The 11,596-nt window shown below is 58.0% G+C and carries 9 protein-coding genes and 1 pseudogene; 4 read left to right on the top strand and 6 right to left on the bottom strand.

Features of this window, described 5'->3' with window-relative positions:
* Nucleotides 1-235: 235 nt before the first annotated feature.
* From GZH79_RS13520 to GZH79_RS13495, 6 genes are all read right to left on the bottom strand, one after another.
* Nucleotides 236-1,174 carry a cytochrome c gene (locus GZH79_RS13520; RefSeq protein WP_211644303.1) on the bottom strand — a complete coding sequence of 313 codons (939 nt, stop codon included), beginning with the start codon at nt 1,172-1,174 and terminating at the stop codon, nt 236-238.
* Complete coding sequence (locus GZH79_RS13515) at nt 1,174-1,512, bottom strand: hypothetical protein (protein WP_211644302.1); 339 nt, start codon at nt 1,510-1,512, stop codon at nt 1,174-1,176. The genes GZH79_RS13520 and GZH79_RS13515 overlap by 1 nt, the downstream gene beginning before the upstream one ends.
* Entirely contained in the window at nt 1,509-2,393 is an 885-nt protein-coding gene (locus GZH79_RS13510; protein WP_211644301.1) for a cytochrome c oxidase assembly protein, read from the bottom strand. The genes GZH79_RS13515 and GZH79_RS13510 overlap by 4 nt, the downstream gene beginning before the upstream one ends.
* A 398-nt stretch (nt 2,394-2,791) precedes the next feature.
* Entirely contained in the window at nt 2,792-3,397 is a 606-nt protein-coding gene (locus GZH79_RS13505; RefSeq protein WP_211644300.1) for a cytochrome c oxidase subunit 3, read from the bottom strand.
* Nucleotides 3,394-5,355: a cytochrome c oxidase subunit I gene (ctaD, locus tag GZH79_RS13500; protein ID WP_211644299.1), complete on the bottom strand. Its 1,962-nt coding sequence runs from the start codon at nt 5,353-5,355 to the stop codon at nt 3,394-3,396. Before ctaD ends, GZH79_RS13505 begins: the two co-directional genes overlap by 4 nt.
* The gene (locus GZH79_RS13495) at nt 5,352-6,440 is read right to left on the bottom strand and encodes a c-type cytochrome (RefSeq protein WP_211644298.1); all 1,089 of its coding nucleotides are present in this window, start codon (nt 6,438-6,440) and stop codon (nt 5,352-5,354) included. Before GZH79_RS13495 ends, ctaD begins: the two co-directional genes overlap by 4 nt.
* A gap of 601 nt (nt 6,441-7,041) precedes the next feature.
* Between GZH79_RS13495 and GZH79_RS13490 the strand changes: the two are divergent.
* The 4 genes and pseudogenes from GZH79_RS13490 to GZH79_RS13475 all read left to right on the top strand — a co-directional run bounded on the left by GZH79_RS13490 (nt 7,042) and on the right by GZH79_RS13475 (nt 11,496).
* A pseudogene (locus GZH79_RS13490) lies at nt 7,042-7,964 on the top strand (IS5 family transposase).
* Between the two features lie 930 nt (nt 7,965-8,894).
* The gene (locus tag GZH79_RS13485; RefSeq protein ID WP_211644297.1) at nt 8,895-9,338 is read left to right on the top strand and encodes a PPC domain-containing DNA-binding protein; all 444 of its coding nucleotides are present in this window, start codon (nt 8,895-8,897) and stop codon (nt 9,336-9,338) included.
* The gene (locus GZH79_RS13480) at nt 9,335-9,703 is read left to right on the top strand and encodes a sensory rhodopsin transducer (protein ID WP_211644296.1); all 369 of its coding nucleotides are present in this window, start codon (nt 9,335-9,337) and stop codon (nt 9,701-9,703) included. The genes GZH79_RS13485 and GZH79_RS13480 overlap by 4 nt, the downstream gene beginning before the upstream one ends.
* The gene (locus tag GZH79_RS13475; RefSeq protein ID WP_211644295.1) at nt 9,700-11,496 is read left to right on the top strand and encodes a glycoside hydrolase family 15 protein; all 1,797 of its coding nucleotides are present in this window, start codon (nt 9,700-9,702) and stop codon (nt 11,494-11,496) included. Before GZH79_RS13480 ends, GZH79_RS13475 begins: the two co-directional genes overlap by 4 nt.
* Nucleotides 11,497-11,596: the final 100 nt, after the last annotated feature.

Here is an 11,596-nt window from a genome sequence, read left to right as displayed (position 1 = left end):
TATCATGTTCGAAGATCGCTTCAATGCGTAACTGTATCTGAAACCCGCATGCGCCAGACCAGATACACAGAGTTCATGACACTCCCTCAGGCGAAGCCGCTGTCATCACCGGTCCCATGCCGGTCCCACATGACAACGGGGCGATGCGAGGCAGACTAACGATTGCGGGCGGACGACGATCATCACCAAAACAGGCACACCTTGGCAGATTCAGCTCCGTGAATAAACACAGTTGCTAAGGAGCGTCCGAGGGCGGAACGACGCAGTCCGGCACACTGGCCGGTTGTTCTAAAAATTCGCTCTCATCAATCGGTCTTTCTGCGCAACCAATTCTTGGATGGGTGGCTATGCTGTAGAGATAGGCTGCCATGTCATGAGCGATAATTTCCGGCACGCCCAGATCTGGCATCGCGCTGAGGGGATCGACGGTTTGCGGGTGGGCGATCCACCGTGCCAATGCACCCTTATCATGCGCCAATACTCCGGCGACGTATCGACGCGATCCGGCCTCGTTCAGGGGCGGCCCGACGTGGACGTCAGGACGGCCTATCAACCCTGGAATCATATGGCATGAGCGGCAACCATATAGTTGAAGCGCGAGTTTTCCTCGGGTTTCATCTGGCTGGTAGCCTGTCGGCAACTGCGGGTCGGCTGGGGTCGGTTCGATCTTGTTTTGCAGCAAGGCTTGCCAATCGCGTGGTGACAGGTTCGGTATTGCCTTGACGGTGGCGGTAATGTCCCACATTTCTGCTTCGGACAGGCGCAGATGCCACGCGGGCATTCCGCTCATCTTCAATCCATTGCGAATGAACCAGTAAATCTCGTTTGACGGGCTATCGCGTGCTACGCCCGCGAGATTGGGCGGAACTGGCATCATTCCGAGGGCAAAGGTGTCTGGTGCGACACCCGGTGCGCCATGACATTTCGTGCAATGACGATCATAAAGAGCGACACCCAGGGGTGTTGTACCAATTGTAAAACCCGGTGGCTCCTTCACGCCCTCAGCCGCAATGCCGACGACAGAGTTGCGCACGAAATTGAGCCCCCAGTAGACCAATGCAGGGTGCTGGCGAATTGCGCTCAGTTCGTGGAATCCACCAAGCAGGAATGCGGCAACGCCAGTTACGAAGGCCGTCAAAGCCGCATAGAGCAAGTTGCGAACCCAACGCCGCATCAGGAGCCTTCTGCACTCAGCAGAAAACGCGCGATGGCCTCTGCCTGGGACCGGGTTATAGACAGCTTCGGCATGGCCGAGCGTGGATCAATGGCCTGGGGGTTACGAATGAAATTGGTTAAGGTTTCGAAATTATTCGGTACCACCCCCGCGATGTAGACCTGTCGGTGCATTGCCGTCAGGGGTGGCCCCGTCAGCCCGTTAGCACCGTTTGCGCCTGGAATTTCATGACAGGTGACACAGCCATGTTCGATCAAGGCGCTGCGCGCTTCTTCGGAACTTTCGGCTGCTACGTTACCAGCAAGCAATAATGCCCCGATGTAGAGCAATTTTTTCATGACGCGTGCTCCAACCGCTGTTCCAAGTCGCTCATCAAGCGCGCCAAGGTACCAAGTGCGGCGCCAAGCAGGATTGCGCAGCAAGGTACCCACATGATCAAACCGCCCAACTGCTGATCCTGTAAAGCGCTCATTCTGAGACCTCCAGCATAGGCCGGATACCAGAGCACCTGCGACGTTGTCAAAAGCGCTGCGAGCGCGCAGGAATGAAGTGCGGTGACAAAGATTGCGCCGAACGCAGCGGCGCGTGTTTCTCCGCGCGAGCGCACGAATACAGCATGCCAAAACAGCAGCGCGGCACCGAAAAAGCTGGCATGTTGCACGACATGAACTGACTCTATTCGCAAGGCAGCCTGATGCATGGGGGGCATGTGCCAGACCCAGAGCACGATGAAATAAATCAGCCACGCCCCCAGCGGATGGGTCAGCATCTGTATCATGCGATGCCTGGCGACCTTATGTAGGCGGGTTCGCCAGGCCGGCGACAACGACCAGAAAATGGCGATGCCGGGCTTTCCAAGCACGATGAGCGGAGCTGCGATCAGCATCAAAGCAAAATGCTGGATCATATGTGCGCTGAGCAGTGTTTCGGCGAACGTATTGAGACGCGACAAAAGCAACACGGCTATCAGCACCAGTCCCCCCAGAAAGAGCCCAACATGCGTAAGGCGCAGTCCTCGAGCTGTTCCGGCGCGCAGCCAAAGTCTGCGTAGTCCGAACAGGTAACCCAGTGCAACAGCTGTCAGTGAAACCCCGACCGACGCCGGACTAACCCAACCTGTGACGGCTTGGTTTTCTTGCGCCGCTGCTGCGACCGGCATCAGCGTTGTTGAGGTACAGAGCGTGGTCAGAAATAATGGACGAGATTTTCGTGTGATCATATGACCCCCGCGCAAAGTGCAAGCCAGAACGAGCCGACGTACTCCAAGGCGATCCCGCCTAGCGCTGTGGCGCAGAGCATGAGACTGACCAACGCCATCATACGCATCCGGTCCCCACTGCGTCCGGGCCGTATTTCTCGAGATTTTCGCAACGCACGAATCCCCGTCAGTGCGCCGACTACGCACATAGCCAGCGCTACGGCAGTAAGCGAATGGTATGGCCAGCGTGTGTCCAGTTTGCAAAGCCACGGGATCATCGCGTACCCGATACCCTGATGCAATGCCCACGCCATCGGACCAAGTAACCAACCCGTCCAAGGTAATAGTGCCTCGTATCCTTTCTGAACGGCCCGTCTTTTGCGTTTGGCTTCATTGGTGGTGCTAGGCATGACCGATCCTCACAAAATACGGGGTGCCAAGATGAGCACCAAATAGATGGGTACAAAGATGCCGGCAACAAAATACCAGTACAGGGTATCGACGATGACCCCGAGCTGACGGGCCGGATTGAAATATCCGCGCCATGCATAAACAGCCACAACTGCGGTGCCCAGAATGGCTGACACGACATGGGTGAAATGAAACCCCGTGATGGTCCATAGGATCGAGCCGTAGGCGCTGTCGGACCATTTCACGTCAAAACTGGCTATTTGAAAGGAACGCGCCACCAGTGCCAACAAGGCAAGCCCGACGCTGGCGGTCACACCAATGGCAAGCTGGCGCTTGTCGCCGCGGTCGGAACCCCGCCCCGCCCACCACATCGTAACGCTCGAAAGCGGCAACAGCACCAGGAACACCGTCGGCCACAGGATCGGCGGCGCTTCTGTTCCAGCGGGTGGCCACGGGCCTTCGGTTTGCGCCATGAGATAAAAATAAGAGGCCAGCAGGTTGGCCACCACCGCGGCCTCGATTGCGACAGCACTTAGAATGCCCCACCAGAGTGGATGCGTGCGCGGCGCAAGACGCGGCAGTTCGGATGCATCGATATCGATCCAAGTCTTCATGATTTGGCCTCCTCTGGTAAGTCGGCGTTGGGATCTGTGGTGTATCGTGGGGGGATGAACCACATGACGAATGTGGCGAAGGTTCCGAACACGCCGACGACAAAGAACCATGGTGAAAAAATCAGGCCCAGAAAGCAGATGGATGCGACGACAGCCGAAACGAAAGGCCAGATCGTGGGGCCGGGCAGGATCATGACCGACTGCGGGAGAGCATCCAGAAGCGTCGTGACAATGGTTTCGCGCTGCGTCGTGCTTAGACCAGAGACCATCGCGCGCTGATTTTGCTCATGCCAGTCCCACAGAGGGTTTGCTGTCTTTACCGACACCTGTTCGGCAAAGTTGCAGTTGAGCGGCGGCGAAGCAGTTGCCCATTCCAAAGTCGAAGCATTCCATGGGTTGTCACCCGCAACCTCGCCGCTGCGAAGCGACACAATGATGTTCACGAGGATCATGCCAAATCCCGCTGCCATGACAAAGGACCCGCCAGTTGCCAGCAGGTTCAGATCTCCCCATCCAAGATCCGGTAGATAGGTGTAGACCCGGCGCGGCATTCCCTCGAGCCCAAGCTGGTGCATTGGAAAGAAGGTCAGGTTGAAGCCGACGAAGGTAACTGCGCAGCTCCACTTGCCCAGCTGTTCGCCAATCATCCGACCGGTTATCTTTGGAAACCAGTAATGCAGTCCAGCCATGAGAGGAAATACTGCACCGCCGATTAAGACGTAGTGGAAATGTGCGACGACAAAATAGGTGTCGTGCACCTGTCGGTCGAACGGAACCGAGGCGACCATGACTCCGGTTAGCCCTCCGGCAATGAATATCGCGAAAAATCCGAGTACCCAGATCATCGGTGAAGCGTAGCGCGGACGCGACCCCCAGATGGTCGCAATCCAACAATAAATTTGCACGCCTGAAGGAATGGCGATCATGGTCGACGCCGCCATAAAGAACGACCGCCCCATGAGTGGTAGGCCGGTCGTGTACATGTGATGCACCCAGAGACCGAAGCTGATCATGCCGACCCCGACCAGTGCCAGAACCACGGCAGTATAGCCGAACAGCGGTCGCTGCGTGAAGGTAATGACGATCGAGGTGACGATCCCCAAGGCCGGCACTAGGATAATATAGACTTCGGGGTGGCCGAAAAACCAAAACAGGTGTTGCCACAACAAGGGCGAGCCTCCGAGCGTGACGTCGAAAAACGCCGTATCCACCAGTCGGTCCATCATCAGAAAGGATGAGGCGACGATCACCGATGGCATTGCAAACAAAATCATGAAAGACATGACCAATACAGCCCATACGAAAATGGGCATGCGGTTCAAAGACATGCCGGGCACTCTCAGTTTGAGGATGGTGACGATTAGCTCTACGGCAGCGGTCAGGGCAGAGACTTCGATGAAGGTGATCATCGTGGTCCACACGTCGATGCCGTAACCGGCCGAATGTTCCGGCCCTGACAGCGGCACGTAATTGAACCAGCCCGCGTCTGGCGCAAGACCAAATGGCAGCGATAAAAAGAAGACTGTGCCGCCGATCAGATAGACATAGTAGCCAAAGGCATTGAGCCGTGGAAAGGCCATGTCTCGCGCGCCCACCATCAGGGGTGCAAGATAGATCGCAATGCCTTCCATGGCGGGGATCGCGAACAAGAACATCATCGCCGTACCATGCACAGTCATGACCTGATTGTAGGTCTGCGCGTCGAGCACATCGTTCAGAGGCGATAGAAGCTGTAAACGCATCGCCAGCGCCAGAAGACCTGATAGCAGGAAGAAAACCATCGCTGTTATCAGGAAGCGCTTTCCGATACTCGTATGATTGACATGCGTAAACCAGCCGATGAACCCGCGCGGCGATTGCCAGGTCTTTTCCAATTCAGCCAGACGGGCGCGCATCTGGGGATCGGACTCGTCGCGGATTGACGTGGTCGCCTCGGGGTTTTCGGGCACACGGCTCATTCCAGCGCATCCAAGAAATCGAGCAGGGCCATCAGGTCGTCAGGCGGCGGAGCCGTGGCAGGCATGGCGACACCCGGCTTGACGCTGTGTGTCGAGGTGATCCAGCCGCCCATATTGCCTCGCGTGTTGGGCAAAGTTGCGGCTGCCAGAGTTGCGCGTGACGCCACGTGGGTGAGATCGGGGCCACGCGTCCCGTTTGCGCGTGTGCCACGGACAGTGTGACAAATAGAACAGTTCTGTTCGACAAACACATCAAGTCCCGGGTGATCGGTAACGACGGCAGGTCGAGCCTGATGATCGAGCCACGCGTCATATGCATCAGTAGGTTCCGCGACGATCAAAAGGCCCATCAAGGCGTGTTGCAATCCACAGAACTCAGCGCACTGACCACGCCACCGACCCGCTTGCGCCGGTTCGGCGTAAAGAATGTTGGTTTGTCCCGGAATAAGGTCGGTTTTGCCCTGCATGTTCGGAACCCAGAATGAATGTATTACATCATCGGAGATTAGTTTGATGCGCGCACGCCGGCCCACCGGCAGATGCATTTCGTTGGCGGTCACAGCGACAGTCTCACCGTTGTCATTCAGATATCGGAATTCCCACCACCACTGTCGTCCGGTAACTTCGATCACCGGACCGGCGAGGCCGGGATCGCCTTCAGTTTCGTCGCTGATCAACACCCCGGAAATCACAACTGCAATGATGGCCGTAAGCGGTGCCAACACGCCACCCGCCACGACCAGCCCAGTAGAGAAACGAAAGCTGGGAACGCCTTTCTTGTCGCCATGGCGGATCATGATCGCGACGCCCAACAGACCGATCGTAACGATAAAGACAAAAATCGCAGCTGCGAACATCCACCACCCGAGTTGGGCCATGAGATAGGCATCACGGCTGACCGGATCCATCACGCTTTGCATGCCCTCGCACCCGGCCAGCGGAAAAGCCAGCACCAGAACGCGCAGACATGAGACGCCTGGCTGCCAAAACAAAGGCCGCGAAGCATCTCTATCGCAGCGCGCCGATGCGGCCCTTGCTCTCGAGCCATGTACAACCGTTTGATGCGGCGTGGTTTTATCGGTCATGTGAGGCGTGATACAGTTGTCGGCAGGCCCTTTGTCGCTTTCACAATTTGAAGACATCGGGCGCTCCGCGTGCTTACAACTATTGTGTGCAAACCTTTTGAAGGCACTGAGGTTCCTGAAAAGACCGGCATGTTCGGAAGAGCGCACCTGGGTTCGATCCGGCGACGGCCATCGACCGGGGCTATGAGAAAAGAGTCTACGCCCATTCGGCTCGACCCTATGCCGCGCTTTAAATTTTCTACAAAGACGAAGAATCGTGCAATCGAATGGACGTACGGAAGTGGCCCTGCTAACACGACTTTGAGTGATACGATCCGGCTATGTTAGGCGACAGCATCGTTCGCCATAATGGCACACGGGCAGTAGATGTCCTGCGAGAGAGGCGATCGCATTTACTTTCTTAAGATGCTTCATTTTTGATTTCTGAATAAAAGATCTTCTTCATGATCTCGGGTGAGTTGCGCCGAGATCTGGAGCCGACCCGGCCGGTCACTCTGAGAAAGTGCAGGGCACCGATTGCGTTTTGCACCCCACTGGCGTTGTTGCACAAGTCTGATGTTGGAGGATTCACTTCGTGAATCCATGCCGTTAGACGTGCAACATGAGCAAGCCATCCCCCGCCCGCTACCGCACGACGAACTGGTCCAGCTACAACGCGTCACTGCGCAAGCGGGGGTCTTTGCTGATCTGCGTGGACAAGGACATGGCCTGGCGCGCGCCGCGTGACGGTCGGCCCGGACGCCCGCCGGTCTTTTCCGATGCGGCCATCCAGTTCTGTCTGTCGATCAAAGTGCTGTTCAAGTTGCCGCTCAGACAGACCGCCGGGATGGTGGCGAGCCTGCTGAAGCTGGCGGGGCTGGACTGGCCGGTGCCCGGCTTTTTCACCCTGTGCCGCAGGCAGAGGACCCTGGCCGTGCAGATCCCTTATCGCCGTGCCGACGGGCCGCTGAACCTGCTGGTCGACAGCACGGGCATCAAGTTCCTCGGCGATGGAGAATGGCATGCGCGCAAGCATGGCCCGCAGGGCCGACGCCAGTGGCGCAAGGTGCATCTGGCCATGGATACCGCCACATCCGACATCCGGGCCGTGGAATTCACACCCAGCCGCGACGGTGACAGCCCCGTGCTGCCCGACCTCCTTGGGCAGATCCCGGAAGACGAGCAGATCGGCACCGTCACAGCGGACGGCGCCTATGACACGCGCCGCTGCCACACCGCCATCATCGACCGGCAGGGCATCGCGATCATTCCAATGGACGTCTCTGGAAGGAAGACTGCCCGGCTGCACGCGCGAGAAATGAGACATTGCGCGCCACACGGCACTACGGTCGGGCATTCTGGAAACGCTGGACGGGATACTATGCCCGCAGCCGCATCGAGGCGAGGATGCGCGGCCTGAAATCCCTCGGAGAACGCATCATGGCGAGAGATCCTGACCGCCAGACCGCCGAAATCCACATCCGCATCGCCCTCATGAACCACTTCAACGCCCTCGGCACCGCCGAGACCGTCCGCGTGGCCTGACGTCAGTGGGGAAAGGGGCAGTCACGCCTCAGGCCGGAGTTGCGCAACAACGCCCACCCCACTGGGCCCGATGCGCGAGACGCCTTGGCTTTTGATTTTCAATCGGGCACTGCGGGTAATGGTCAGCAATGAACCGACGGATTTCTCAAACCCGACCAACGATAGAAGTTAGGGGATGGCGATGGTGGTGAAATTTTCACAGCACAGTCCCGAGTAGCCATTTCCATCGCGCTTGCAATTTTCACTATGAGAGATGAACTCGCCAACATAAATCAACCCTCGCACTCCGATCTATCGCCCAAGAAATACGAAGGAGAAGCACGCCGATCGACTGGCCATATTTCCTTGTACAGCAGATTTGGCGTGCTGGAAATAATGCGCTGTGGGAAGTGCGACGCGGCAGTTCGGTGACGCAGAATATTCCCGGTGATCGCACCACGCCAAGCATGATTGATGCTCTGAAAGATAAGCTTTGCCAAATTAAAAAGGAACCTCAGGCGATCCGCCACGTTGCGGAAATAGAATAAAGAGGAATACCGATGCCAAACGCGGATCATCATAAAATCCTTACTTTATTGGCCCGAGTAGGGCGGGGGTCGCTGACGACCTTGGCTAGCATACTTTTTCACGGGCTCATGGACCGCTATGCCGCGCGCGAGGTGGTGGGGGAGGCGGTTCTGACCGCACGATGCGGCTGCGGATCGCCCCGACAACCTGTTCAGGCAGGCAGACGGACTTAATACGTTGGGCTCCATCGAAAAGAAAGCGCTACCGAATGAGCTGCGGCCTGCAGGTGGGACCTACGCGCCGGACAAGCCACCTAGCCTGGGCCTGGTCGCGAAGAACGCCGGCGCGACGCCGCGCCGACATTGGAGCGGCGGGAGTGGAGACCGCGAACGAAAAGACCACAAATTGCATGAAGGAGGCACCATGGAAACCAGACTTCTGAATGACCAGGACGGGTTGCGAACCTTTGTCGTCGTGTTGCGGACGGGCGACGAGGTGATGGCCTGCCTGCAGGAGTTCGCAGCTGCCAAAAAGCTATCGGCCGCGCAGATAACTGCGCTCGGTGCCTTCGAAACAGCTGGCCTCAGATACTTTGACTGGAGCAGCAAAGAATATCTTCCCATCTCTGTCTCTGAACAAACCGAAGTGGCGACGCTCGTCGGCGACATCGCGCTCGACGAACACGGCAATTCGTCTTTGCATCTCCATGCCGTGCTCGGCAAGCGCGACGGGACGGCGCTCGCCGGCCATCTCGCCTATGCGAAGGTGCGACCGACGCTGGAGGTCGTTGTCACTGAGTCGCCAACACATCTACGCCGGTTGCCGGACAGAGAGACCGGCCTCGCTTTGATCCGGCCAGAGCGGTGACGGTCGGGCGACGCATATGGGCTATCGCTGAAGGTTACATCCCGAGTGGTGGACTGGAAGGCGATTCAGCTTTAGTTTCGCACGAGACGGCGTGCATCCTCAACGCGCAGGAAGTTGACGTGAACCTTCGCATCACCCTGTACTTCGCCGACCGAGAGCCCGTCGGGCCGTACTGTATGCCGGTATTGGCCCGGCGGACGCTGCATCTGCGGTTCAACGACCTCAGCGACCCTGAACCCGTGCCACGAGATACGGATTTCGCAGTCGTTCTCGAAGCCGATGCACCGGTTGTCGTCCAGCACACGAGGCTTGACTCGCGGCATCAGAACATCTCGCTGTTATCAACAATCGCATTCTCGGAATGAGTGCACAGAAGGCCATCAGCGATTACGCGATGATAGGCGATTGCGAGACTGCCGCGCTCGTCGGTCGTGACGGATCCATTGACTGGCTTTGCTGGCCGCGCTTCGATTCCGGTGCTTGCTTCGCAGCGTTGCTGGGCACAAAAGAGCATGGCCGCTGGAAGATCGCGCCACCCGGAGATATCCAACGGATCGAGCGGAGCTACCATAAGGACACACTGATCCTGGAGACGACGTTCGAAACCGCCGAGGGGGATGTGTCCCTGATCGACTTCATGCCGATCCGGAAAGACCGGCAGATTTCAGATGTCGTTCGCCTCGTAGTCGGGAGGAAGGGTCGGGTGCGAATGCGCATGGATCTCGCCTTCAGGTTCGACTACGGCCGGATCGTTCCGTGGGTGACGAAGGCTGAGGGCGGTAGACTACGCGCTGTCGCCGGCCCTCACGCCGTACTGCTGACGACACCAGTAGAATTGCGTGGCGAGGATCTGACGACAGTTGCCGAATTCACCGTGGCTGCGGGGCAGCGCATACCATTCACCCTCGCCTACGAGGCGTCGCATCTTCCATCCGCCCAACTCTGTGAGCCCGAACCGGCGCTTGAGGAAACGGAAAACTTCTGGACGGGATGGGTTGGCAAGTGCCGCTATGACGGTCCTTGGAAAGAGTCAGTAGTGCGATCGCTGATCACAGTGAAGGCTCTGACATTTCGTCCGACGGGCGGTGTAGTCGCCGCTGCTACCACGTCTTTGCCGGAAATTTTCGGCGGCGTGCGCAACTGGGATTACCGCTATTGCTGGTTGCGCGATGCGACATTCTCGCTCCTGTCGCTGATCAAGGCCGGCTATCGCGCTGAGGCTGAAGCTTGGGGCGACTGGCTTCTGCGCGCTGTCGCCGGCGCCGCCTCGCAGATCCAGCCACTTTACGGCGTGGCGGGCGAGCACCGCAATGACGAGGTAAAACTCGACTGGTTGCCGGGTTTCGCCGATTCGAGCCCTGTACGCATTGGCAACTTGGCCTACACGCAGCTTCAGGTCGACGTTTTCGGCAGCGTCATGGACACACTTTACCAAGCGCGCAGTTCCGGTCTCTCGCTTAACGAAGCCTACTCGGGCTTGCTCCTCAAGCTCATGAAACAACTTGAGGAAGTCTGGCGAAGGCCCGATGAGGGGATCTGGGAGGTACGCGGCGGCCGCCAGCATTTTGTTCATTCCAAGCTGATGTCGTGGGTCGCATTCGATCGAGCCATCAGGTTCGCGGAAGAGTTCGGCCTGCAAGGTCCGGTGGACAGATGGTATCGCCTGCGCGCCGAAGTCCGGGCCGAAATCCTCGAGCGCGGCTACGATGCAAAGCGCGGCGCGTTCGTTCAGGCCTATGGATCGAAAGCGCTTGACTCCGCACTTCTTCTAATCCCGCTGGTTGGGTTTCTCCCCGCTGACGACCCGCGCGTGGCCTCGACGGCGGACGCGATCGAGAGGGAACTGTCAAAGAATGGTCTCCTGTTGCGATACGACACGGTTCAGGCGGAGGACGGCCTTCCCGCCGGCGAGGGTGCGTTCCTCGCCTGTAGCTTCTGGCTCGCCGACAACAAGTTCCTTCAGGGTCGCCGCGAGGAAGGTGAAGCACTTTTCGAACGCCTGCTGGCGCTACGCAACGACGTCGGGCTCATGTCAGAGCAGTACGACGTAAAAAATCAGGTCATGGCCGGGAATTTTCCGCAAGCGTTCTCCCACTTCGCGATGATTAACGCCGCCTTCAGCTTTGCTCGTCACGGCTCAGATACAGAGGAAAAGTAGAGCAGCGAGACAGGGGTAGGCATCGCCTATCAACCGCCGGGTAGAAATCGCATTACACTTCGCTCCAAGCGATCGCGCGGATCATGCGACGGGCGATAAG

The organism is Loktanella sp. SALINAS62, from assembly GCF_018263905.1.
Taxonomy (GTDB): Bacteria; Pseudomonadota; Alphaproteobacteria; order Rhodobacterales; family Rhodobacteraceae; genus Loktanella.
Note: the sequence above shows the minus strand (reverse complement) of the source record. Positions and strands in the feature narration are given on the sequence as shown.